Source organism: Streptomyces sp. NPDC091371, from assembly GCF_040684275.1.
GTDB lineage: Bacteria > Actinomycetota > Actinomycetes > Streptomycetales > Streptomycetaceae > Streptomyces.
The window spans coordinates 18,551-41,298 of sequence record NZ_JBFBFP010000031.1; the positions used below are offsets into that span (position 1 = coordinate 18,551).

Sequence of the window (22,748 nt, forward strand, 5' to 3'; positions counted from 1 at the left end):
TTCGGAGGCTGGAGGTGGGGATAGCCCCACCCCCAGCCGGTGGCTGCCCGGCTGCGCGGGAGATTGCCAAGTTCATACGGTTGTCTACATGTTGAAGCGGACAGCACACGCAGCCATCGCCGGCTCCCTCGCCGTCGGCGCCCTGACCATCGCCACTCCAGCCGGTGCGGCGGACCACGGCAACCCCTCGTTGGTACGGACCGACAAGGGCGTCGTACGAGGCACGGTGACCGACACCGTGCGCAGCTTCCAGGGCATCCCCTACGCCGCTCCGCCCACCGGCGAGCTCCGCTGGGCGCCCACCGCGCCCGCCAAGAGGTGGCGCGGCGTGCGGAATGCCACCGAGCCGGGCGCCGCCTGCCCCCAGACCGGTTCCGTCCCGCCGGTCGGGTCCCGGTCCGACGACGAGGACTGCCTCTTCGTCAACGTCACCACTCCGCGCAAGGCCGCCGGCAAGCCGCGGCCCGTGATGGTGTACCTGCACGGCGGCGACCACACGGCCGGCTCCGGCGCCATGCACAATGCCCAGCGGCTCGCCGCCCAGGGCGATGTCGTCGTGGTAACCGTCAACTACCGGCTCGCCGCCTTGGGCTACCTGGCCCACCCGGACCTGGAGAAGCGAGGCGAGTCGGGCAACTACGGCTTCCTCGATCAGCAGGCGGCCCTGCGCTGGGTGCAGCGCAACGCCGCCGCCTTTGGCGGTGACCCGGACAACGTCACGCTCTTCGGCCAGTCAGCCGGCGGCTACAGCACCTGCGCCCACATGGTCGCCCCGTCGTCGGCCGGCCTCTTCGACCGGGTCATCCTGCAGAGCGCCCCGTGCACGGCCGACATGGGCCGGCGAGACCGCGCGGACGCCCTGAAGGAGGGCGAGACCACTGTCAACAACCTCAAGAAGGAGCCCCCTCGGGAGGACTGGAGTACCACCCCCCTTGACCGTCTGGTGAACGGCTTCGGCACCGGCCCCGAGTACGGGCCCGTCTACGGCGGCGCGTTGCTACCTCGCACCCCCCAGGAGGCCTTTGCCACCGGACAGTTCAACAAGGTCCCGGTGTTGCAGGGCGTCAACCGCCACGAGGAGCGGGGCCGGGTCTACGGCTTCGAGCTGCAGAAGAAGGCCATGACCCAGGACCCGGCCGCGCAGATCGACCAGGTCGACTACGACTTCCACATGGAGGACATCTTCAAGAGGCAAGCGCCCGTCGTCGCCGCCCACTACCCCATCAGCGCGTACGGCAACTCACCGGCCCTCGCCCTCGGAGCGGCCCTGACAGACGGCAACTGGGCCCGGCACTCCGTCGACACCGGCCGGGCGCTGTCCCGCCACGTGCCCACGTACACCTACGAGTTCGCGGACAGCGAGGTTCCCTGGTATTCGGATGCGCAGTACCAGAAGCCGGGCTTCGACGTGGGCGCCGCGCACACGTTTGAACTTCCCTACCTCTTCGAACTCGACACCTACGAGCCGCTCACCCCGGCACAACAGGGCCTGTCCAACGGGATGATCCACATCTGGACCCGCTTCGCCCGTACGGGCAAGGCGGACTGGAAGCCCACCACCGCGACGGCACCGAACGCTCAGTCTCTCGCCTCAGGACCCGGCGGCATCCAACCCGCGGACTTCGCCAAGGACCACGAGTACGGCTTCTGGAAATCCCTGCGCTGACCGCGGCCGCCGGGCGGCCCGCCTTCGGGACGGCGGCGCCGACGTCGCTGTCACCGTCATCCCACTGATCACGGACCCACTCGGCTGGGACATGAAGCAGATCAAAGACGAGGTCGAGCACCACCGCCTCCGCGTCTTCGACAGACGCCAAGCCCGAGAACTACCCGACCCAATCTCCGGCGCCGGCCCACTCACGTGAAGGCGCCGGAGATTGGCGGGGTGGAGTGAAGGGGGCGAAGCTCAGTCGTCATACCCCTCGGTGACCACGAATTTCGTCCCCTCGAGCGCCGCTCCGACACGCGTTTCGGCCCACTTGGCGAGTAGTTCCGGCTGTTCCTCGACCTGATCCAGCAGATCGGCGATCTCATCAGCCGTCGGCGACTCGGGAAGCACGCAGCGAAGTACCGTGCTGCCCGTCGCGCTGCTGTATTCCTCGTTGGGATCATCGGCCTCCCAGCGGCCGATCTCAATGTCCCAGGAATCGGCGCCGTCGTCGCCAGGCTTCGGCGCATGCACCGACATGTAGTAGCCGTCCGAACTGTACGGCTCGGCGAAGATCTCGAGGTATGCGTGTTCCAGCCCAACCTGCGTGCCAGAGCACCTTGAATAGGCGGTGACCAGCACACGTAGGTCCGTCACGGCCTTCTCGCGTTCCCCGGGGGCAATCCCCTCTTCGAGCCGATCCAGCTGCTCACGCACTTCACGGCTCAGCACGTCCATTCCACCGTCATACGTCACGAATGGCTGGCCGAAGTCCCAGTGACGCCGGTTCTCCGACTCAGGTACCGGGTCTCCCTCTGAGTACTCGGCGAGTGCCGCGCGCAACTCTCCCGCTTCCGTCTCCAGTTCCGCGTTGATCGCGATCCGGATCGGCTCGGGCACCGCCACCAAGGCCTCGTCCAAGTCGGCCAGCGCCTCGTGGAGCTGCAGACAGGCGTACTCGTACCACAAACTGTGCGCACCACTCAGAAGATTGGCGCGCGAAGCCCGGTCCGTCAGCGCCGCAAGATGCTCCCCGGGATACGAATCCACACGACGGCCGCGAAGATCGTGGACGCTCACGGGCACGGTGGCGAGGGCGGAGATCCGATTGAGCGCATCGACGATCGGTACTGCGAGAGCGGGGTCACCAAGGCTCGTCACAGTCGACGACACCACCCCACCTGATCCCCGGTAGGTGGCCAGGATTTGCGTCTTCCCACGGTTTGCATGCTGGGAATAGATTGTCACGAGAGCGCCTTTCGACCAGCGAGCCGATGGTGGCTCGATGGTCACGGAAGAATGTGAGGAGAGGCGGTGGCGAGGGCGCGTTCCGACGCTCCATGCCTCGAAGAGATCGGCGGTAGCCCAGGTTCCATCCCGAGCCCCTTGCCTACTTTTCACCATAGGCGTACGCATCGTGCGCCACAACCAAATTGCCTGGCTCTGCGGGAGCAAGTAGCCACCGACAAAGCACCGATACGAACGCCGAACGCATCGTGCGCCGCCTCAGGCCCGCATCGGGCACAACTTCTCGACCGCCTCCGCATCAGCCACCCACTGAAGGCATTCAAGGCAAACGTCGAGATCCTGGGCGGAGACACCGTCCCTTCGCAAGGTACTTGGGGACCGACCTCAGGCCCAAGAGTGCGGGCATCACACACACCACATGCTGCTGAAGTAGCGTCACAAACCCTTGTGAGCCCCCTGCTGAGAAGGGGAGTCCGCGAGGGACCCCCTCATCTGACCCCCTGTCATCCAGGAAGGATCGCTGACTAAACGTCACATACCTCTCATTCGCAGCATGCGTGCGACCTATCGTGCGTCGTGTGATCCAGTTACGTGGGCTTACCAAGCGGTACGGGGACAAAACCGCAGTCGACCACCTGACGTTCACCGTGCGCCCCGGCGCGGTGACCGGCTTCCTCGGCCCGAACGGTGCGGGCAAGACGACGACCATGCGCATGATGCTGGACCTGGACCGGCCGACCGGTGGCAGCGTCAGCATCGGCGGGAAGCGATACGGCGATCTGCGCGAGCCGATGAAGCAGATCGGCGCGCTGCTGGACGCGAAGGCCCTGCACCCCGCCCGCACCGCCTACCACCACCTGCTGTGGCTGGCGCGGTCCAACAGGATCCCGGACCGCAGGGTCGGAGAGATCTTGGAGACAGTCGGACTCGCCGACGTGGCGCACCAGCGCGCGGGTGCCTTCTCGCTCGGTATGGGTCAGCGGCTCGGCATCGCCGCCGCGCTGCTCGGTGACCCCGAGACGCTCGTGCTCGACGAGCCCGTCAACGGACTCGACCCCGAGGGCATTCTCTGGATCCGGAATCTGATGAAGCAACTGGCGGCCCAGGGCCGTACGGTCTTCGTCTCCAGCCACCTCATGAGCGAGATGGCGTTGACGGCCGACCACCTGATCGTCATCGGCCGCGGTCGGCTGCTGGCCGACACGTCCACGGCGGACTTCATCGAGGACAACTCACGTTCCGTCGTACGGCTGCGCACCACCCAGCCGGAGCGGCTGCTCGACGTCCTCGCCGACGAGGGGATCACGCCGGTCCTCACCGGGGACGGGGCCTTCGAGATCCAGGACGGCAACGCCGAGGCGCTCGCCGAACTCGCCGCCGCCCACCGGATCGCGCTGCTCGAGATCGGCTCGCAACGCGCCTCGCTGGAGGAGGCGTTCATGCGGCTCACCGCGGGATCGCTCGAATACCAGGCCGGCGGCACGGTGGAGGTTCCGGCCCTGGTCCGCTCCCGAGCCGGGAGGGAGTCATGACCATGACCGCAACGACCGCCGTCCTCTGGGCGGAGTGGACGAAGATCCGCACCATCAGCTCGTCGAAGTGGACGCTGACGGCGGCGTTCTTCTCGACCATCGGCCTCGGTGCGATGCTGAGCGTCATCCTGGGCGGCGAGTTCGACACCCTCGGCGCCGCAGAGCAGGCCGCCTTCGACCCGGTGATGACCAGCTTCATCGGCATGGGCCTCGGTCAGCTCGCGATGATCACCTTCGGCGTCCTGGTGGTCACCAGCGAGTACGGCACGGGGATGATCCGCACCACGCTCGCCGCCGTGCCGCAGCGCGGCCTGCTGTACTGCGCCAAGGCCGCGGCCGCCGCCGTACCAGGCCTGGCCGTGGGCATGGCCACCAGCCTCGCGACGTTCTTCGTCGGCCAGGCGCTCCTCGGTGACCACGGCGCCTCCCTCGGCGACCCCGGCGTGCTGCGGGCGGTCACCGGCGCCGGGGTCTACCTGGCGCTCATGCTGCTGTTCGCAGTCGGCGTCGCCACGATGCTGCGCAAGGCGGTGCTCTCCCTCAGCGTCCTCATGGCCTACTTCTTCATGATCGCGCCGATCTTCAACTTCGTGCCCGCGACCAAGAAGGTCGGCTACTTCTTCCCCGACCAGGCCGGCACGACCGTCATGCAGGTGGTGCAGCAGGCCGAGGGCCCGCCGTACGGCCCGTGGACGGGGCTCGGCATCATGGCGCTGTGGGCCGCGGCCTCCCTGGCCGGCGGCTACTTCGCACTCAAACGCAACGACGCCTGACGACCGAAGGCCGGCCGACCGGCGGCCGGCACCGGCGCAGGTCGGACGCCGTACGCACGCGGAGGGGCACCGAAGGCGGGTTCCCCAATGGGCCGCTCGCGCGGACAAGTGCCACTGCGGATGTCGCATCTCGTTTCGCAGAATTGGCTCTGCTCCGCACCACCCGCTGCTTCTCCTGCTCGGCCTCCGGGCCCGGCGACGTTCACCGCCCGCGCGGAGTCAGTTTCCCTCCCTCGTCCGGGCACGTTCCAGGAAATGCTTCAAACACGCAGCGATCCTGACGATCCGTTCGCCGGACTCGTCTTCTGCCGACCCGACGGCCGACCGCTCGGCCCCCACCAGGCCCTCGACCGGCTCCGCCGGCTCTCCGCCGAAGCCGGCGTACCCCGAATCACGGTGCACGACCTGCGTCACCTGGCCGCCACGATCACCATGACCGCCGGCGTGCCGCTCACCGTCGTCTCCAAGACCCTGCGGCACTCCACCCTGTCGACGACCGCCAACCTCTACGCCCACCTCACCCAGCAGGCAGCCCGCGAAGCCGTCGACCACACCCTCACCGGAGCGGAGAAGGCCAGCAACAACTCGGGCCGCACGGAGTGGCTGCGACCACCACGCGACCACATCCACCGGCTCCGCGAAGCCCTCCGCCGACTCCGCTCCCCCGCCGTTGCCGGGTTCAGCGCATCGGTCGACCGGCCACAGAATGGACGTGCGACCACATTGCGACCACCATGGCTCCGGACGCACGAAAGACCGTTCTCTCATGGATGAGAAAACGGTCTCCGACCTGCGTAAACGCTGGTCGGGACGACAGGATTTGAACCTGCGACCCCTTGACCCCCAGCAGCGCGCACATCCGTACGTGCTGTGCGCCCATCGACATGGGCGCTGGTCCCCAACTGGTCCCCAAGCGGCGCCCCCTGAGCCTCAAGCCCACCCGCCGCCGTCACAGACGGGTGCCAGGGGACCCTCGAGCCGGAGCGTCGCTACGGCTTGGGGAAGCCTCCTAGAGGATTGGTGACCTGGGCGTGTCCGTCGAAGAGGAAGAGCGGGTCGTGGGATGCGGTCGTGCCCGTACCGAAGGCGCTGGTGAAGGCTGCTGCGCCAGGGGCGGAGAGCTTGAGCGGGATGTTCGTGGTGTCCACGGTGGTCGGCGTGAAGGAAACCCGGTCGAGCGAGACCGGGTAGTGGAAGAAGTCGACGTGCGTCGCCGGTGCGCCGTCCTGGGCGACGTCCGCGCTGGTGGACCCTTCGCCGATCTTGATGTGGATGTGGAGGTTGGTCACATCGAGTCGGTGTTCGGATCCGGTGAAGCGCATGCCTCCCTGGAGGGGCATCTCGCCGCCGGAGAGGTCGGGAGAGAGGTTGCCGGCACCGGGCAGCGTGACGCACCTGCCGGTGCTCGTGGCGGGGGCGATCGCTTCAAGTGTCACATTCTGGACTGCCAGGGTGTGCTCCGCGTTCGGCGAGAGACAGAAGGTGCCGCTGCCGCGCAGGGGGAGGTCAGCGCCGATGGCGCCGGCCTGGACGGCGGCGATGCCGAGCAGCGACGTGGCGGCGAGAGCGAGGACGATCACGCGCTTCTTGGAATTGAAGATCTTCACGCCCCCGGTAACGAGTGGTTCCCGAGTTGGAACCGCGGGATCGCTCGTGATCACTCGTACGCGTGCGTCGCCGGGCCGGGGGGCCGGTGGCATCGGCACGGGTGGTCCCACTTCCCGTCTGCCGGGCCTCCCCCATGCATCTATGCAGCGCATAGGCGCACACTGCGGGCCAGAGCTTCGAGGGCATTTTGACGCGTCAGCTGCCCAGGCAGCAGGCGGTCCAGATGACAGGGAAGTGCGGGATGTTCAGGGGGCTGGAAGCCGAGTTGTGCGATGCGGGCCATCCCGTGGCTGCGCGGCCGCGAAGCCACGGGCGGGGCGAGGAGCGGTCCGGTGGGGGGCCGTCCCGTTTCGGTGAGGTAGTCCAGGCAGGCGCGTTCCATATCGGCGGCCGTCAGGCGAGCCTGGCCGGCGGTGACCCAGTGAAGGGTGGCTGCGCTGCTGTCACCGCGGAGCAGGGCATCCGTCAGGGCCGTGAGGTAGTCGACGAGGAGTTCGATGGGCAGGACGTCGCACCAGTGGTCGGGGTTGACGGGCAGGCCGCCCGCGCGGCCCTGCAGGAGGGCGGCGATCAGTGCGTGGGGGAACTGGTGGAGTGGTGCGGTGGTGGCGTTGCGTGCGGCGAACAGGAGGGCCGGGCGGACGACGGCGACGGGCTGGCTGCAGTGGGCGGCCAGTTCTTCCGCTCGGCGCTTCGAGCTGCTGTAGGCCCGCATGCAGCGGGCGGTCAGGTCCTCGCCGGGGACCTGGAAGGCGGCTGCGGCGGAGGAGAGCAGCAGGACGGGTACGCGTGCCTCTTCGGCGAGGTGCAGGATGCTGCGCGTGCCTTCGACGTTGACGGTGTCGAACGCGGTGGGGTCGGGCGGGGCCATGCCCGTGAGGCCGGCGCAGTGCACGATGATGTCGATCTCCGCTGCCAGTTCCCGGCGTTCGCTGGTGCTCATGCCCAGGCCTTCGGCGGTGAGGTCGCCTTCCACACATGCGGCGGGACCGTCAGGCTTTCGATTGCGAACGAGTGCGGTGACGTCGTGTCGTGCGGCGAGGGCGGGGAGGAGGCTCGTGCCGATCACTCCCGTGGATCCGGTGAGCAGGACGGTGGAGCGTGAGGGGTGCACGAGGCTCCTCGGGTCGTGGCTGAGTACCCGGCGAATCTGCGCTGCCGGAGTGGGGGGTGTCAGGGGCAGGTGGCTGCGGCCAGTTCGGCGACCGCGCTTCGCCACAGGCGTGGCAGGTCGCGTACGTGCTGGTGCTGCTGTTGTGCGGTGAAGGAGATGGTGGCCGCGGTCCGGTGCAGGAACAGGACGCTGGAGAAGAGGTGCCCGGCGGCCAGCGGGGGCGTGGCGATGCCGCCGATGACGGGTGAACCGCTGAAGGCGAGTGGCGTGGGGATGCTGAGGAGGGTGGCGCTGGCGAGGGAGTCGCCGGGGGTGAGGGAGGCTGCGATGTGCTTCCACAGCAGGTGGTGCGGCATGCGGTCCAGGAGCCTTCGGGTTCGTTCCCGTGGCCAGTCGGCCGTTCGCTGGACCACTCGCGTCAGCCTGTGTGCAGGCATCGGCTCGTCGACCGGCAGGAGCAAGCGCGTGTATCCCAGCCGATTGCCCCGGTCCTGGCGCTCATCACGCAGGCGCACGCTGAAGGGGACCCGTACGGGGGCCGGCTGGTCACGGTCGGCGGGTGGCAGCCAGGCACGCAGGGCTCCGGCCAGGGCGGCGAGGTAGATGTCGTTGATGGAGGCGCCCGTGCCGCGGCTGATGGCACGCATCGCCTCCATGGGCACATCTGCCGTGGCCAGCAGGCGGCTCTGAGTGCCGGAGAGCGCAGTGGCCGCCTGACCGGCGTTCTCGGGTGCTCCACTGGGCGGGACGGCCTGGGCGCGGGCGTCGAACAGGCGCCTGATGGTGTGCGCGGCCGCGACTCCGTCCTGGGCGGCATGGTGGACGCGGTAGCCCAGCAGGTACTCGCCCTCGCGTTCGCTGTCCCCGATCCACAGCCCCCAGCGCGGCCGGTCCTCCCGCAACGGCTGATTGGCCAGCATCTGCGCCGAGCGGGTCAGGTCGGCCGCCTGGCCGAGGACGTGGACGTGCCGGCGGGCGTCGAAGGCACGGTCCGGACGCCAGACCTCTGCGCCGACCGGGCCGTCCAGGCACTCCGCGAGCACGGGCAGGTGTGGCAGACGGGCTGTGACGAGCGCGGCGACCTGCTCGGCGGTGGGCTTGGGGCCTCGCAGCCTCAGTATGACGCCAAGGACGAGGCCGTCATCGGGACGCCGGCGTGACCACTCGAGCATGGCGCGGTCCTGGTGAGGGCTGCACTCTGCGCCCGCGGGGCCGACTTTCCCAGGGGGTGAGGCATTCGCTGCCAAGTCGGTCGGCCCGGGGGCTGCGACGGTGCTGAGCGTGCGGTCGTGGTGTTGCGCGTCGGCGCTGGGGCCGGTGCGGGTGGGCGCTTTCACTCGTGCTCCGCTCGTGGACGTGTGCTCAGAGGGTCGGGCGTGCCTTCGATGGAACGATCCCTGGCGCGCTATGGATGCGCTTCTGGGTGGACATCGGCCGGTCGGTGCCACCGAGAGGGGCAGCGCACCTGCGCGTACTCGGGTGAACGGCTGCCCACCCTTTCGGGGGGCCACCCGATCAGGGGAAAGCCTCACCCGATTGCAGCAGCGCGCCACTGCTCGGCTTCGGCGGAATCCCGGCTGTGCGGTCAGCTTGCCGAACCTTTCCCCTCCCACCGCCGGGTCGCAGCCCGGCATCTCGGCTCTTGTGGCAGAGGCGGGAGGTACGAGCCGAGCTCCGCTCCACCGGGAGAAGGGCAGCCGACTCTTCCACGGACAACTCGGCGACACGGTGCAAAGGGGCGTGTTGGTATGCCTGACCTCTCCCGTACGGGACCCGCCTCGACGGTGGCCCGTGGGGCCGGCTCCACGCGCCCGGTTCCGGAGGGCGGCTGGACTCCGCTTCCCGCGGTGCTGAACGGTCACGCGGCTCGCCTGAGGGACCGTGCGGCGCTCAGCTTCGGCAGCTACGGACGCGACGAGGGCGGCCTGTGGCAGAACCTGACGTTCGGCCAGGTGGATGTGCGGGCCCGTGCGCTGGCGGCCGCCCTCGAAGCCGGCTTTCCCCGGGGCTCGCGAGTCGCCGTCCTGTGCCCGCAGGGCAACGAGTACGGCCTCGGACTCCTTGCGTGTCTGTACGCCGGGATGACGGCGGTGCCGCTGTTCCCGCCGGAGGACCCCCGGCGCCAGAACCAGCTGGCGGCCGTGCTCGCCGACGCGGACCCGGTGTGCCTGCTCACCGTCGGACCGGCCGCGGCCGCGTGCCGGGAGCTGGCCGGCGGCCGGGTTCCCGTGTGGCTGGTGGAAGAGACCGACCCGGGGTGGGCGGCCGGGTGGTCGGGGTACCGGGCTGGGCCGGAAGAGCCGGCGTATCTGCAGTACACCTCTGGTTCCACCGGGCGGCCCGCCGGGGCGGTCATCACACACGCCAACCTGGTCGCCAGTACCCGGCAGGTCATCGACGGGTGCGGCTTGGCCGCCGAGACCCCCATCGCGAGCTGGCTGCCGCTCTTTCACGACATGGGCCTGTCGATCGGGGTCCTCGCCCCGATGCTCGCCGGGGCACATCTCGCGCTGATGTCGCCGCTCGCGTTCATCCAGCGGCCCGTTCGGTGGCTGCGGCTCCTGGATGCGCACCGCGCTCACTTCAGTGGCGGTCCGAACTTCGCCTACGACCTGTGCGTACGGAAGGTTCCCGATCCCGCCGGGCTGGACTTGGACCTGAGCTGTGTCCGAGTGCTGACGAACGGGGCCGAGCCCGTGCGTGCCGGCACGCTGCGGCGCTTCAGCGAGGCCTTCGCGGCCTGCGGTCTGGCCGGTGACGCGGTCAAGCCCAGCTACGGCCTGGCGGAGGCGACCGTGCTGGTGGCCTGCAACCGCCTGGGGCAGCGATGGACTGAACTGGCTCTGGACAGCGAGGCGCTCTCAGCCGGCCGCGTCCGCGTCGTGGACGACCGCGTGGAGGGGCAACCTTCGAAGCGCGTGACGACGGTGGTGGGCTGCGGCCGGCCCGTTGCGCAGGAGGTACGGGTAGCCGACCCGGAGACCGGAGTCGAGCGTGAACCGGGACAGGTCGGAGAACTCTGGCTACGCGGCCCCAACATCGCGGCAGGCTACTGGCGCCAGCCTGCGCGCTCCGCCGAGTTGTTCGACCGCACCCTCAAGACCGCGCACGGCAGCCGGCCCGGCTGGCTGCGCACCGGCGACCTCGGGTTCCTGCACGGGGGCGAGGTGTTCGTACTCGGCAGGCTGAAGGACGTCGTCATCATCCACGGCGCCAACCACGCCCCGAGCGATATCGAGGACACCGTCCGTCGGGCCATCGGCGAAGCCGTACCCGGCGGCGTGGCCGCTTTCGCCGTGCCGGGCACCGATGCCGAAGGCGACCGTCTGATCGTCGTGGTCGAACTCGCCGCCGGCGCGGACGCCGCCGAGGACATCGGCCTGCGCCGCCGGGTCCAGACGGCGGTCGCCGAACGCCACGGCGTACGCCCCCACGACGTGGTCGCCGCCAGACGGGGCACCCTGCCGCGTACCACCAGCGGCAAACTCCGGCGCGGTGACTGCCGTCGCCACTACCTCGCCACCGTGAGCACCACAGACACCCCGCCGCGCGGGAACGAGATCGGGAATGAGGTCACATGAGCCAGTCCCCCTCACCCGTGGAGATCCGTCAATGGCTGACAGGGCACATCGCCGCCCTCCTGGAAGTGGCGCCGCAGGACATCGACCCGGACACGCCGCTGGACGCACTCGGCGTCACCTCGATGGAAGAGGTGATCATCACAGCCGACCTGGAAGCAAGGTACGGAGTGGCCCTGCCCCTCGCCGACATGAGACGTCACCCCACTATCGAGGCGCTTTCCACCCACATCACCGGCCATACCGCCGCACACGGCGCCGGCCAAGCCCCGCCGACACCGGCCCCGGTCCCCCAGGCCGATGGCACACCCGCCCACGAGTCCGGAACTGATGGCATCTCATCGGACACCCTGCCTCGCTGAACCCCGCGGGCCCCTGATCCAGCAGAGCACCTGGCGATCCTCACGAAGGCCACCACTGCTGACCCCTCGGTACCACCTTTCCTTCCGCCAATGGAGACAACCCGTATGTTCGACAGGCTCGTTGCGATGCTGTTCGAGATCGGCATCGACACCTCGCACGTCACGGCGCAGACCACCTTCCGCCAGCTGGACATGGACTCGCTGTCCCTGACCGAGCTGGCCGTCATGGCAGCGGAAGAAGCCGACGCCCGCGCCGACGGCATGACCCTGGACACCACCCTGGCCCAGGCCGCAGCACAACTCACGCACGCCGCCCAGCCGCAGCAGGCATAGACCGTGACACGCCAAACCCCCGGAACCGCCGCCCCCATCGCCCTACCCTGTCTGGCCGCACACGACGGAGGTGTGTGGTGAGCGGCCCCGCCATCGCCGTCACCGGGCTCGGCATGCTCACTCCTGCCGGGATCGGCGTGGAGGCCACCTGGGAAGGAGTCCTGGACGGTAAGTCGACGGCCGCCACCAGCGACCAGCTGGCCGGTCTGCCCGTCGACTTCTGCTGCTCCCTGCCCCACTTCGACGCCGCCGACGTCCTGGGCCGCCGTACTGCGCACCGCCTGGACCGCTCCAGCCAGCTGGCCGTCATCGCCGCCAAGGAAGCCCTGCATGACGCCGGCCTTGACCCCACCGTGTGGGACGGTGCTCGTGTGGGAGTCGTCATCGGCTGCGGCGTAGGCGCGTCACACACGTGGGAAACCCAGGGCAGGCGTCTGCACGAATTCGGGCCCCGTCGGGTCTCACCCTTGCTGCTGCCGATGATCGGTCCCAGCACCCCCGCCGGGGAGGTCGCCCTTGCCACCTGCGCCCGGGGGCCGAGCCTGGCCACCGGGACCGCCTGCGCCTCCGGCGCCACCGCCATCGTCATCGCACGCGACCTGCTCACCTCACGCCAGTGCGATGTCGTCATCACCGGCGGCACCGAAGCCTGCAACACGCCGCTGGTCATGACCGGTCTCGCCCAGCTCGGGGCGCTCTCCGGTCGCTGTGACGATCCCGCAGCCGCGTCCCGTCCTTTCGATGCGGCCCGCGACGGATTCGTCCTCGGCGAGGCCGCGGCCATCCTCGTCCTCGAACGCGCCGAAGACACGGCGGCCCGCGGGCACCGGCCCCGGGCCCTGCTGGCCGGCTGCGGATCCACGACCGACGCCTACCACCCCACCACACCCCACCCAGAGGGCCGCGGCATCAAAGCGGCCATGCACTCCGCCCTCACCGACGCGGGACTGAATAGCAGCGACATCGGCTACGTCAACGCTCACGGCACGTCGACCCGCCTCAACGACGCCGTCGAAGCCCACAGCCTGCGCGCGGTCCTGCCCCACAGTCCTGCGGTGTCCTCGACCAAGGGCGTCCTGGGCCACTCCCTCGGCGCCAGCGGCGCCGTCGAAGCGGCCCTGACTGTGCTGAGCATCCAGCACTCACTGATCCCGCCCACCGCCAACCTCGAGAACCCGGACCCGGGCGTCGACCTCAACCTCGTCATCCGCACCGCAGCAGAGCAGCGCGTGACCGCAGCGCTCAGCAACTCCTTCGGGTTCGGCGGCCACAACGTCGTCCTCGCCTTCCACACTCCGTAAACGGGGTGCGAGGCCAGCCTGCCCTGCCCTGTGCGACGCGACGATCTTGCCCGTCTCATCCACGGCAGCGAGAAGGGACGGGAAGATGGGTCCACCGCTGATGACGAGCTGGGGGACGTTGCCCTCGTAACGCAGGCTGAACTTGCTTACGTCCTGGTTGGCGAGTCTGAGCGCTGTTCGAGCGGTCGCTGCGGTTGGCCGGGCGTGACGCTACTGCGATGGCGCCTTGGCCCGCTTTGCCCCGCCCCAGAGCGAGCCCGGGTTGGCTCGGGTCGGGTACAGGGCGCGCATCGCCTCGTACAGTTCGGCCGCGGTCTTCGTCTCGGCGTCGAGCCGGTTGAAGTCCGCCAGGTACTTCTTGGTCTCGGCCAGGATCTTCGGGTCGTCGGGCAGGTCGGGGTTCTTGTGGCCGGCGACGACGTAGGCGGGGTCGAGTGCGGCAAGGGTGTCGGTGGCGCGCATCCACTCCTCGCGTGACGTGGTGGTGGTCTCGCCCATGTACTGGTGGATGCCGTTGTAGGCGACGTCGCCGGCCACGACGAGCCGGAGATCCGGCACCCACAGTGCGGTGCTGCCCTCGCAGTCGGTGAAGCCGGTCTCGACTGCCCGCAGCTCGTGGCCTTCGAGGGTGAAGGTGTCGCCGTCCAGGACTTCCGGGAAGACCTGCGGCAGCGGGACCTGTCCGGGAAAGCGCGAGGTCCAGAAGGTATCGACGTAGGGCGGCGTGCCCTCGAACCTCGCCTTGGCCACGGCTGCGGCGGTCGAGACCGCCTTGGCCTCGGGAAAGGCCTCAAGGAGCTGCTTCACGCCGAAGCCGTGGTCGCCGTGGCCGTGCGTGATGTAGACGTAGGCCAGGTTGCGGTCGTGCGCCTTCACCCAGTCGACGAGCTGCTGGTTCTGTTCGACGGTGAGGAACGTGTCGACCAGCGCAGCGTCACGCTCACCGAAGATCAGCGTCGCGGTGTTGACCACCCACTGGAGCTCTTCCGGGGTGCCCAGCGGCAGGTCGCGGGTCAGACCCGACCGACGCATGCACAACGTCTCGTACTGCAGCGCCGATGTGGCTTCCGGCATGTCGTGGCTCCCTTCCACTCTCGTTGAGAGCCAGGCCGACCCACTCGGTTTGGTCGATCGCGATGGCCTTGGAACCCAGGGGCTGGGGACTCGACGAGCCGCCAACCTGATTCCCAAGACCAATCCTGCGGGCCCGCATCGGATCCGCAACACGACGACCAGCCCACCGCCGTCCGCCGTCCGCCGTCCGCCGATCACGTCCTTGCTCGTGGCGCAGTGGATGACGGCAGGGTGCGAAGAAGCGCACCCTGCCTACGGCGTGCCGCCCTGCACGGTGGTTCCGGTCAGTTGGTGGCCGTCAGTGCCTCGCGTGCGGTGGTGAGGATCTCCTCGGAGAGCGGGGAGCCTTTGGTGGCCCGGGACAGGACGAGTGCGCCGAGCATGGTGCACAACCGGGTTATGCCGTCCTGGTCCTTGGTGTCGAGCCAGTCGGCGAAGTCGCCCACTCCCTGGGTGTAGACGCGGCGGGCCTCGCTTTCTCCGCCGTCGCGGGCCATGTCGGTGGCGAGTGCGGCGGCGGGGCACCCGTCTGCCGCGCTGTCGCGGTGCTCGGCGGAGAGGTAGGTGTCGATCAGCGCCCGCTGGGCGGCGTCGCGCTGCCCAGCGTACTGATCGAGCCCGTCCCTGTGGTGCTGGGCGAGTTCGCCGAACGCGTGGGCGGTGGCTTCGTCGATGAGTGCCTCCTTGGAGGCGAACTGCTTGTAGAAGCCGCCGTGGGTCATACCGGCCGCCTTCATGAGGTCGGCGACGCTTACGTGGGTCCCCTGTTCCCGGAACAGTCGGGACGCGGTTTCAACGACCCGCCGACGGTTCTCCTCCGCCTGTGCCTGCGATACGCGGCCCATCGGCCACCTCCCGATTGGATGTCGACTGGCATCTATCTTAGATCAGTGTTTAGATTGCAGTAGTAATCTAATTTGTGTGGGCCGCTTGACGGCGGCCGTGGCGCTGGGAGTGGGCATGGAACTGAAGGACGCGGTAGCAGTGGTCACCGGCGCCAACCGGGGGCTCGGGCGGCATCTGGCCGCCCAGCTCGTGGAACGCGGGGCCAAGGTGTACGCGGCGGCCCGTCGCCCCGAAACGGTGGACCTTCCGGGCGTCATCCCGCTGCGGCTCGACGTGACGGACGCGGAGTCGATCCGGGCCGCGGCTCACACCGCCTCCGACGCGACGCTGCTGGTCAACAATGCCGGCATCTCCACCGGAACGCCGTTGATCGCCGGCAGCCCGGACGTGGTGCGCCTGGAGATGGAGGTGAACTTCTTCGGCCCGCTCGCCGTGACGCGGGCTTTCGCCCCGGTCATCGAGTCCAACGGCGGCGGCGGCGTGCTCAACGTGCTGTCGGTCCTGTCCTGGCTGCACCCGGCCGACCTCGGCGCCTACGCCGCGGCGAAGGCCGCGGCATGGGCGCTGACCGGCGCGACCCGAGAGGAACTGGCGCCCCGCCGCATCACCATCACGGCACTGCACGTCGGATACATGGACACCGACATGGCCGTCGGCGTTCCCGCCGACCAGAAGACCGACCCCGCCGAGGTCGCCGCCCAGGCCCTGTCCGGCATCGAGCGAGGACTGCACGAGATCCTCGCCGACGAGACCACCCGGCACGTGAAGCGGAGCCTGGCCGCATCGCCGAACGCAGCGTGAGGCGCGCCCGCCGCATCGGCGTGGGGCGTCATGAACCAGCAGTGAATGCCAGAAAGCATCTCGTACCGGGGCAGCCGAAGCGAGCGGAGATCCCGTCCCTGTGCGGACGAGACAGGGAGACGGCGATGAAGACCTACTTGATCGAGAAGTACGGTGACCAGTCCGCGGTGCGCGCCGCCGAGATGCCCGATCCGGAGCCGGGCGCCGACGACGTGCTGGTCAAGATCCATGCGGCGAGCGTCAACCCGCTGGACTTCAAGATCCGCGACGGTGCCTTCAGGATGATCCTCCCGTACCGCCTCCCTCTCGTGCTGGGCAACGACCTCGCCGGAGTGGTGGTCCAGGTCGGCTCGGCCGTCACCCGGTTCGCGGTGGGTGACGAGGTCTACGCCCGGCCCGACAAGGACCGCATCGGCACCTTTGCCGAACTCATCGCCGTCCACCAGAACGACCTGGCCCACAAGCCGGCCACCCTCACCATGGCGGAGGCCGCCTCCCTTCCCCTGGTAGCCCTCACCTCATGGCAGGCGCTGGTCGAGAGGGCGCAGATCCAGCCGGGCCAGAAGGTCCTGATCCACGCGGGTTCCGGCGGAGTGGGCACCATCGCCATCCAGCTGGCCAGGCATCTGGGCGCGCACGTGGCCACCACCGCCGGCGCGGCCAACGCCGCCCTGGTCAAGGAACTCGGCGCGGACGTCGTCATCGACTACCGGACACAGGACTTCGAGGAGGTCCTGGACGGCTATGACGTCGTCCTGGACACCCTCGGCGGCGAGACCCTGGAGAAGTCCCTGCGGGTCCTCAAGCCAGGCGGGAAGGTCATCAGCATCGCTGGGCCTCCCGACGCGGACTTCGCCCGCGAACTGGGCGCGAGCCTGGTCCTGCGGCAGGCGATGAACGCGCTGAGCTGGAAGACCCGGCGCCACGCGAAGCGCCAGGGCGTGACCTACTCCTTCCTGTTCATGAAGGCCGGCGGCGAGCAGCTGCGCGAACTCACCCGGCTCGTCGACGCCGGAGCAATCCGCCCCGTCGTCGACCGCGTCTTCCCCTTCGACCAGACCCGCGAAGCCATGGAGTACGCCGAGAAGGGCCGCGCCAAGGCCGGCAAGGTCGTCATCGCGATGGCGTGAGGGCCGGCACTCGCCACACCACCGACAGGCCCCGTGTAGCGAGAGGATCCCGCCTCCCGCCACCCCTGCCTTCCGCACCCCCAGGAACCGATCATGAGCGCACCGCGCAGTTCCCCCACGCCCGCCCCGTCGTCGTACAAGGACGTGCCGACCCTTTCGGTGTCCGTGCGCGGCGTCGACTTCGTCTACCGGCAGCTCGGCCCGGAAGGAGACGGCGTACCGCTGATCATGCTCCACCACCTCACCGCGGTCCTGGACGACTGGGACCCCCGCGTCATCGACGGACTCGCCGCCCGGCGTCGGGTGATCACCTTCGACAACCGCGGAGTCGGCGCGTCGGGCGGTTCCACCCCCGACACCATTGAAGCGATGGCCCGCGATGCGGTGCTGTTCATCCGAGCCTTGGGCTTCGAGCAGGTCGACCTGCTCGGCCTGTCGCTGGGCGGCTTCATCGCCCAGGTCATCGCAGCCGAGGAACCGCAGCTGGTGCGCAGGGTCATCCTCGCGGGCACAGGCCCCGCCGGAGGCCCGGGCATCGACAAGGTCACCGCACTCACCCTCCGGGACATCCTGAAGGGCTTCCTGACCCGCAAGGACGCCAAGCAGTTCCTCTTCTTCACCGACACTGAACACGGCCGAAGGGAAGCGCGCGCCTTCCTGGAACGGCTGAAGGAGCGCACGGACCACCGCGACAAAGCCATCTCGCTGAGGTCGTTCCGCGCCCAGCTGAAGGCCATCCACCGGTGGGGCCTCCAGCCGTCGGCCGACCTGTCCCGCATCCGCCAGCCAGTCCTGGTGGCCAACGGCGAGAGCGACCGGATGGTGCCGAGCGAGAACACACTCGACCTCGCCGCGCGGCTGCCCCGGGGCAAACTCGTCCCCCTCTACCCGGACGCCGGACACGGCGGAATCTTCCAGTTCCACGAAGCGTTCGCGGCCAGGGCCCTCGCATTCCTCGAAGCACGGCCCGACGCCTGGCCGCTGATGCCACATCCCCCGCCGTCCCGTCCCGGGCGCGGCCGGGCGAGCCGGGCCGCCCTCGATCAGACGCCCTCCTGTCCGCCAGCAGTCCCAGCGGCACCCCCGAGAACACCCTCCACACCGCATGCCGGATCCACCTCGCCACCCGGCCGCACCCTGCCGGTTTCAACGAGGCGGGACGGAAACGGTTCTGCACAGCTGTACGGGTGAGGTCTGTGGTGAAGTAACTCGCCGCGGCCGGCGGCGAGCTGATGTCCCCAGGATCACGGTGCACGACCTGCGTCACCTGGCCGCCACCATCACCATCACCGCCGACGTGCCGCTCACCGTCGTCTCCAAGACCCTGCGGCACTCCACCCTGTCGACGGCCGCCAACCTCCACAGCCACTCACCCAGCAGGCAGCCCGCGAAGCCGTCAACACCATCGACCACACCCTCACCGGAGCCGAAAAGGCCAGCCATCAAACGGGCCGCACGGCGTGGCTGCGACCACCATGGCTCCGGACGCACGAAAGGCCGTCCTCTCATGGATGAGAGAACGGCCTCCGACCTGCTAAAAGCATGGTCGGGACGACAGGATTTGAACCTGCGACCCCTTGACCCCCAGCGGGCAGTGGCGCTGGTCCCCAACTGGTCCCCAACCAGCCGTCACCCCGGGCGGCCGCTCGGGGGTGTCGACACGGATTGAGTGCCACCGCGCATGCCTGCCAAACCTCTGGCCGGTCCCTCAAAGCGGGCTGCCCCCATCCCGCATGTGACGCCCAGCACTCGCGCTGCCGATCTGAAATCGTGGTGACGACGCAGGCAAGCCGGCGCCCCGCACGGCCCGGCGGGCACGTCAGCGGCGGCGCCATTCCTCGGCCAGGAGACGGTAGGAGCGGACCCTGTCGGCGTGGTCGTGCGTGATCGTGGTGATCAGCAGCTCGTCGGCGCGAGTGGCCTCCTGGAGCCGTTCGAGGTGATCGGCGACGGTCCGCGGCGAGCCGACGAACTGCGTCTCCACCCGGTCGGCCACCACCTTCCGGTCAGCGTCCGTCCAGGTGCCTGTCAGCGCCCGTGCCTCTCCCGGGGACGGGAAGGGGATGGCGCCTTCGGCCGTGCGGATGCTGCGTACCCAGGGCGCGTATCCGGCGGCCAGTTCGCGGGCCGTGGCGTCGTCCTCGGCCACGACCACGTCGGCGGACACGGTGACGTACGGGCGGTCCAGTTCGGCGGAGGGTTTGAACGCGGCCCGGTAGCCCTCGGCCGCCTCCAGCACGCTCGCCGGGCTGACGTGGTAGTTCGCGGCGAACCGCAGGCCGTTGCGGCCGGCCGTCTCGGCACTCTGGCCGCCGCTGCTGCCCAGGATCCACACCTGTACGTCGGCCCCCTCGCCGGGGACGACGTGCGCCTCGATGCCCTCGCCGGACCGGTACTCGCCGCGCAGCAGCGCGAGGACGTCGTCGACCTGCTCGCCGTAGTCCTGCGGCTGGGCACCGGGCAGGTTCAGCAGCTTCTGCTGGAGCACGAACCGGGGATGGCCCGACAAGTGCGCGAAGGAGAAGCGCTCCGGGATGCGCAGCCCGTTCGGGGTGTGTCCGACGAAGGGCTCCGCCTCCCCGGCCCGCTGCGGAGGCCGGCCCGCCGAGCGGCCCAGGCCCAGGTCGAGGCGGCCCGGGTGCAGGGCGTCGATCAGGCCGAACTCCTCGACCGTGGACAGCGCCGTGCGATGGCCGAGCTGTACGGCCCCGGAGCCGATCCGGATCGTGGAGGTGGCGGAGGCGGTCAGGGCCAGCACCACTGCCGGGGAGGTCCCGGCGACACCGGGATTGAGGTGGTGCTCGGCGAACCAGTAGCGTGCGTAGCCGAGTTGTTCCGTCTGCCGGGCCAGATCGATGCTGTTGTGCAGGGCGTCGGCGGCGGTGGAGCCGGAGGGGATCGGGATGAGGTCGAGGACCCCGAGCGGGATGCCGGACATGGCCAGGTCTCCTTACAGATCGGCGAAGGGGGGATCGGGGATCTCGCGGCGCAGCACCGGCGCGATCTCGGACTGGAACAGCTCCAGCGAGGCGCGGTGGGCGGCCGGCGGGAGACCGCCCGGCTCGGCCTGCAGGTGCAGGACGGTGTGGCCGAACTGCTCGTGGTAGCGGTGCACCTTCTCGACGATCTGCTGGGGGCTGCCGATCAGCGCGGAGCTGCGCTCCACGAAGTCGTCCAGGTGCGGGAACACCGGTTCCACGCCGGCGTGTTTGTGGAAGGCGAGGTACTGCTCGAAGGCCGGCCGGTACGCCGCCACCGCCTGCTGCGAGGTGCGGGCCGCGTGGAAGCCGGCCGTACCCGCGCCCACCACGGCGAGCGTCGGGTCGTGCCCGTAGTGCTCCCAGCGCTCCCGGTAGTGGCGGATCAGCTCGGCGTACGGGCCGATCGGATGGGTTACGTTCGCGGAGAACAGCGGATCTCCGTAGCGGGCGGCGAGGTCCACGGACTCCCGGCTGGTCGCGCTGCCGTGCCACACCCGCGGGGGCAGCCCACCGGGGCGGGGCAGCACCTCGGCGTCCTTCAGCGCCGGCCGGAACCGGGGCTCCGCCGTCACCCGGTCCTCGCGCCAGAGCCGCCGCAGCAGCTCGTAACCCTCGCTGTTGCGCTCCCACTGGTCCTCGGGCGTGACGTGGAACAGCTCCCGCTGGGCCGTGCCGTTGCCCTTGCCGATCATCAGCTCCAGCCGACCGCCGGACAGGTGGTCCAGCGTCGCGTAGTCCTCGTACGCCCGGACGGGGTCGAGCAGGCTCAGCGTGGTGACGGCGGTGAAGAGCCGGATCCGGCGGGTCAGCGCGGCGATGTGGGAGAGCACCACCGGCGGCGAGGACGACAGGAACGGCCGCTCGTGCCGCTCCCCGACCCCGAAACCGTCGAAGCCGAGCTCCTCCGCCGCCAGCGCGCTGTCGACGACCTCGCGGAACCGCTTGCGGACGGGGGTCAGCCGGCCCGTAACCGGGTCCGGGGCGTGCACGATCAGCGTGATGGCCAGGAACTTCACGAGGCCGTGGCCTGCCGCTCGCCGGCCGGCCGGACCGCCGGCACGTCGAGTCCGAGGTGGTCGCGCAGGGTGGTGCCGGTGTACTCGCTGCGGAAGACGCCGCGTTCCTGAAGGAGGGGGACGACGGTGTCGGCGAAGCCCTCCAGTCCGTCGGGGGTGATGTGCGGGACCAGGATGAAGCCGTCGGCGGCGTCCGCCTGCACCAGGCTGTTGATGGACTCGGCGACGGTCGCGGGAGAGCCGACGAAGGTCTGCTTGGCGGTGGTGGCGATCACCAGCTCGCGGATGGAGAGGTTCTTGGCCTCGGCGAGCTCGCGCCACTGACGCGCGGTGGCCAACGGGTCGCGGAACTGCCGTACGCTCGCGCGGCCGAGGGCGATGGTGTTCTCGCCGGGGTCGGGGTCGACGTCCGGGAGCGGTCCGTCCGGGTCGTAGCCGGACAGGTCGCGGTTCCAGACGTGTTCCAGGTACTTGATCGCGGTGGCCCCGCTGACCTGGGAGCGCCTTACCTCGTGGGCGAGTTCGCGGGCCTGGGCGTCGGTGTCGGCCAGGGCGAAGGTGGCGGCCGGCAGGATCAGCAACTCCTCCGGGCGGCGGCCGTACCGGGGCAGGCGTCCCTTGACGTCGGCGTAGAACTCCCGGCCTTCCTCCAGGGTCGCGTACCGGCCGAAGATGGCGTCGGCGGATGCGGCGGCGAACTCGCGGCCTTCGTCGGAGTCGCCGGCCTGGAAGACCACCGGGCGGCCCTGGGGGCCGCGCGGCACGTTGAAGCGGCCCTCGATGTCGAAGTGGCGGCCCTGGTGGGCGAAGGCCCCGGCGCGTGCGTCGCGCAGGAAGGTGCCGGAGACGGGGTCGGCGGTGACCTGGGTGCCGTCCCAGGAGTCGAACAGCTCGGTCGCGGTGGCCAGGAACTCCCGGGCCCGGGTGTAGCGGTCCTCGCGGGGCAGGAATCCGCCGCGCCGGAAGTTCTCCCCGGTGAAGGCGTCCCAGGAGGTGACCACGTTCCAGGCGGCCCGGCCCTCGGAGAGGTGGTCCAGCGAGGCGAACTGGCGGGCCACTTCGTAGGGCTCGTTGAAGGTGGAGTTGATGGTGCCGGTCAGGCCGAGGTGCTCGGTGACGGCAGCCAGCGCGGCGAGCACGGTGAAGGTGTCCGGCCTCCCGACCACATCCAAGTCGTATATCTTCCCGCCTTGTTCGCGCAGGCGGAGCCCTTCGGCGAGGAAGAGGAAGTCGAACTTGGCGCGTTCGGCGGTCTGCGCGAAGCGGACGAAGGAGTCGAACTCGATGTGGCTGCCGGCCGCGGGGTCGCTCCACACCGTGGTGTTGTTGACCCCGGGGAAGTGGGCCGCAAGATGGATCTGCTTGAGCGGCTTGGTGCTCATGGTGTCCTTCCGGTTCCGGAT

At 69.6% G+C, this 22,748-nt stretch carries 21 protein-coding genes; 11 read left to right on the forward strand and 10 right to left on the reverse strand.

Going from position 1 to position 22,748, the window contains the following annotated elements:
• Window positions 1-88: 88 nt before the first annotated feature.
• Window positions 89-1,666 (forward strand): carboxylesterase family protein, encoded by a 1,578-nt coding sequence (locus AB0O21_RS27565; RefSeq protein WP_365175272.1) that lies wholly within the window; start codon window positions 89-91, stop codon window positions 1,664-1,666.
• A gap of 240 nt (window positions 1,667-1,906) precedes the next feature.
• On the opposite strand, the gene AB0O21_RS27570 is transcribed toward AB0O21_RS27565, so the two are convergent.
• On the reverse strand, window positions 1,907-2,941 hold the full coding sequence (locus tag AB0O21_RS27570) for a hypothetical protein (RefSeq protein ID WP_365175274.1): 1,035 nt from the start codon (window positions 2,939-2,941) through the stop codon (window positions 1,907-1,909).
• 533 nt (window positions 2,942-3,474) lie between these two features.
• On the opposite strand from AB0O21_RS27570, the gene AB0O21_RS27575 reads away from it, so the two are divergent.
• From AB0O21_RS27575 to AB0O21_RS27585, 3 genes are all read left to right on the forward strand, one after another.
• Entirely contained in the window at window positions 3,475-4,428 is a 954-nt protein-coding gene (locus AB0O21_RS27575) for an ABC transporter ATP-binding protein (protein WP_365175276.1), read from the forward strand.
• A gap of 2 nt (window positions 4,429-4,430) precedes the next feature.
• Window positions 4,431-5,201: an ABC transporter permease subunit gene (locus tag AB0O21_RS27580; RefSeq protein ID WP_365175278.1), complete on the forward strand. Its 771-nt coding sequence runs from the start codon at window positions 4,431-4,433 to the stop codon at window positions 5,199-5,201.
• A 255-nt stretch (window positions 5,202-5,456) separates the two neighbouring features.
• Window positions 5,457-5,975 (forward strand): tyrosine-type recombinase/integrase, encoded by a 519-nt coding sequence (locus AB0O21_RS27585; RefSeq protein ID WP_365175280.1) that lies wholly within the window; start codon window positions 5,457-5,459, stop codon window positions 5,973-5,975.
• Window positions 5,976-6,190: 215 nt separating this feature from the next.
• On the opposite strand, the gene AB0O21_RS27590 is transcribed toward AB0O21_RS27585, so the two are convergent.
• From AB0O21_RS27590 to AB0O21_RS27600, 3 genes are all read right to left on the reverse strand, one after another.
• Window positions 6,191-6,808, reverse strand: a complete 618-nt coding sequence (locus AB0O21_RS27590) for an HtaA domain-containing protein (protein ID WP_365175282.1) — start codon at window positions 6,806-6,808, stop codon at window positions 6,191-6,193.
• 140 nt (window positions 6,809-6,948) lie between these two features.
• Complete coding sequence (locus tag AB0O21_RS27595) at window positions 6,949-7,923, reverse strand: SDR family oxidoreductase (protein WP_365175284.1); 975 nt, start codon at window positions 7,921-7,923, stop codon at window positions 6,949-6,951.
• A gap of 59 nt (window positions 7,924-7,982) precedes the next feature.
• Complete coding sequence (locus tag AB0O21_RS27600) at window positions 7,983-9,095, reverse strand: wax ester/triacylglycerol synthase domain-containing protein (RefSeq protein WP_365175286.1); 1,113 nt, start codon at window positions 9,093-9,095, stop codon at window positions 7,983-7,985.
• A gap of 576 nt (window positions 9,096-9,671) precedes the next feature.
• On the opposite strand from AB0O21_RS27600, the gene AB0O21_RS27605 reads away from it, so the two are divergent.
• The 4 genes from AB0O21_RS27605 (at window position 9,672) to AB0O21_RS27620 (ending at window position 13,497) form a co-directional block, all read left to right on the forward strand.
• The gene (locus tag AB0O21_RS27605; RefSeq protein ID WP_365175288.1) at window positions 9,672-11,504 is read left to right on the forward strand and encodes a fatty acyl-AMP ligase; all 1,833 of its coding nucleotides are present in this window, start codon (window positions 9,672-9,674) and stop codon (window positions 11,502-11,504) included.
• Window positions 11,501-11,863 carry an acyl carrier protein gene (locus AB0O21_RS27610; protein ID WP_365175290.1) on the forward strand — a complete coding sequence of 121 codons (363 nt, stop codon included), beginning with the start codon at window positions 11,501-11,503 and terminating at the stop codon, window positions 11,861-11,863. Before AB0O21_RS27605 ends, AB0O21_RS27610 begins: the two co-directional genes overlap by 4 nt.
• Window positions 11,864-11,968: 105 nt before the next feature.
• The gene (locus AB0O21_RS27615) at window positions 11,969-12,196 is read left to right on the forward strand and encodes a phosphopantetheine-binding protein (protein WP_365175292.1); all 228 of its coding nucleotides are present in this window, start codon (window positions 11,969-11,971) and stop codon (window positions 12,194-12,196) included.
• Window positions 12,197-12,273: 77 nt separating this feature from the next.
• A complete protein-coding gene (locus AB0O21_RS27620) occupies window positions 12,274-13,497 on the forward strand; it encodes a beta-ketoacyl-[acyl-carrier-protein] synthase family protein (protein ID WP_365175294.1) in 1,224 nt (407 codons plus the stop codon).
• A 210-nt stretch (window positions 13,498-13,707) separates the two neighbouring features.
• Here AB0O21_RS27620 and AB0O21_RS27625 read toward each other — a convergent pair whose 3' ends face one another.
• Window positions 13,708-14,571, reverse strand: a complete 864-nt coding sequence (locus AB0O21_RS27625) for an MBL fold metallo-hydrolase (RefSeq protein ID WP_365175296.1) — start codon at window positions 14,569-14,571, stop codon at window positions 13,708-13,710.
• A gap of 284 nt (window positions 14,572-14,855) precedes the next feature.
• Complete coding sequence (locus tag AB0O21_RS27630) at window positions 14,856-15,416, reverse strand: TetR/AcrR family transcriptional regulator (RefSeq protein ID WP_365175298.1); 561 nt, start codon at window positions 15,414-15,416, stop codon at window positions 14,856-14,858.
• 115 nt (window positions 15,417-15,531) lie between these two features.
• Here AB0O21_RS27630 and AB0O21_RS27635 point away from each other — a divergent pair, with 115 nt between their 5' ends.
• From AB0O21_RS27635 to AB0O21_RS27645, 3 genes are all read left to right on the forward strand, one after another.
• Window positions 15,532-16,218, forward strand: coding sequence for an SDR family oxidoreductase (locus tag AB0O21_RS27635; RefSeq protein WP_365175388.1), 687 nt, complete (start codon window positions 15,532-15,534; stop codon window positions 16,216-16,218).
• A 125-nt stretch (window positions 16,219-16,343) separates the two neighbouring features.
• Window positions 16,344-17,348 carry an NADP-dependent oxidoreductase gene (locus tag AB0O21_RS27640; protein WP_365175300.1) on the forward strand — a complete coding sequence of 335 codons (1,005 nt, stop codon included), beginning with the start codon at window positions 16,344-16,346 and terminating at the stop codon, window positions 17,346-17,348.
• A gap of 93 nt (window positions 17,349-17,441) precedes the next feature.
• Window positions 17,442-18,539, forward strand: a complete 1,098-nt coding sequence (locus AB0O21_RS27645) for an alpha/beta hydrolase (protein WP_365175302.1) — start codon at window positions 17,442-17,444, stop codon at window positions 18,537-18,539.
• A 72-nt stretch (window positions 18,540-18,611) separates the two neighbouring features.
• Here the strand turns inward: AB0O21_RS27645 and AB0O21_RS27650 are convergent, their stop codons facing one another.
• The 4 genes from AB0O21_RS27650 to AB0O21_RS27665 form a co-directional block, all read right to left on the reverse strand.
• Window positions 18,612-18,761: a hypothetical protein gene (locus tag AB0O21_RS27650; RefSeq protein WP_365175304.1), complete on the reverse strand. Its 150-nt coding sequence runs from the start codon at window positions 18,759-18,761 to the stop codon at window positions 18,612-18,614.
• Between the two features lie 406 nt (window positions 18,762-19,167).
• Window positions 19,168-20,286, reverse strand: a complete 1,119-nt coding sequence (locus tag AB0O21_RS27655; RefSeq protein ID WP_365175305.1) for an LLM class flavin-dependent oxidoreductase — start codon at window positions 20,284-20,286, stop codon at window positions 19,168-19,170.
• A gap of 12 nt (window positions 20,287-20,298) precedes the next feature.
• Complete coding sequence (locus AB0O21_RS27660; protein WP_365175307.1) at window positions 20,299-21,345, reverse strand: LLM class flavin-dependent oxidoreductase; 1,047 nt, start codon at window positions 21,343-21,345, stop codon at window positions 20,299-20,301.
• Window positions 21,342-22,727 (reverse strand): NtaA/DmoA family FMN-dependent monooxygenase, encoded by a 1,386-nt coding sequence (locus tag AB0O21_RS27665; protein ID WP_365175309.1) that lies wholly within the window; start codon window positions 22,725-22,727, stop codon window positions 21,342-21,344. The genes AB0O21_RS27660 and AB0O21_RS27665 overlap by 4 nt, the downstream gene beginning before the upstream one ends.
• Window positions 22,728-22,748: the final 21 nt, after the last annotated feature.

Bases quoted from the DNA above. Each gene is read 5' to 3' on its own strand.
- AB0O21_RS27565 (WP_365175272.1), top strand. From the start codon at position 89: ATGTTGAAGCGGACAGCACACGCAGCCATCGCCGGCTCCCTCGCCGTC.
- AB0O21_RS27580 (WP_365175278.1), top strand. From the start codon at position 4,431: ATGACCGCAACGACCGCCGTCCTCTGGGCGGAGTGGACGAAGATCCGC.
- AB0O21_RS27585 (WP_365175280.1), top strand. From the start codon at position 5,457: ATGCTTCAAACACGCAGCGATCCTGACGATCCGTTCGCCGGACTCGTC.
- AB0O21_RS27600 (WP_365175286.1), bottom strand. From the start codon at position 9,095: ATGCTCGAGTGGTCACGCCGGCGTCCCGATGACGGCCTCGTCCTTGGC.
- AB0O21_RS27605 (WP_365175288.1), top strand. From the start codon at position 9,672: ATGCCTGACCTCTCCCGTACGGGACCCGCCTCGACGGTGGCCCGTGGG.
- AB0O21_RS27610 (WP_365175290.1), top strand. From the start codon at position 11,501: ATGAGCCAGTCCCCCTCACCCGTGGAGATCCGTCAATGGCTGACAGGG.
- AB0O21_RS27615 (WP_365175292.1), top strand. From the start codon at position 11,969: ATGTTCGACAGGCTCGTTGCGATGCTGTTCGAGATCGGCATCGACACC.
- AB0O21_RS27625 (WP_365175296.1), bottom strand. From the start codon at position 14,571: ATGCCGGAAGCCACATCGGCGCTGCAGTACGAGACGTTGTGCATGCGT.
- AB0O21_RS27630 (WP_365175298.1), bottom strand. From the start codon at position 15,416: ATGGGCCGCGTATCGCAGGCACAGGCGGAGGAGAACCGTCGGCGGGTC.
- AB0O21_RS27635 (WP_365175388.1), top strand. From the start codon at position 15,532: ATGGAACTGAAGGACGCGGTAGCAGTGGTCACCGGCGCCAACCGGGGG.
- AB0O21_RS27640 (WP_365175300.1), top strand. From the start codon at position 16,344: ATGAAGACCTACTTGATCGAGAAGTACGGTGACCAGTCCGCGGTGCGC.
- AB0O21_RS27645 (WP_365175302.1), top strand. From the start codon at position 17,442: ATGAGCGCACCGCGCAGTTCCCCCACGCCCGCCCCGTCGTCGTACAAG.
- AB0O21_RS27655 (WP_365175305.1), bottom strand. From the start codon at position 20,286: ATGTCCGGCATCCCGCTCGGGGTCCTCGACCTCATCCCGATCCCCTCC.
- AB0O21_RS27665 (WP_365175309.1), bottom strand. From the start codon at position 22,727: ATGAGCACCAAGCCGCTCAAGCAGATCCATCTTGCGGCCCACTTCCCC.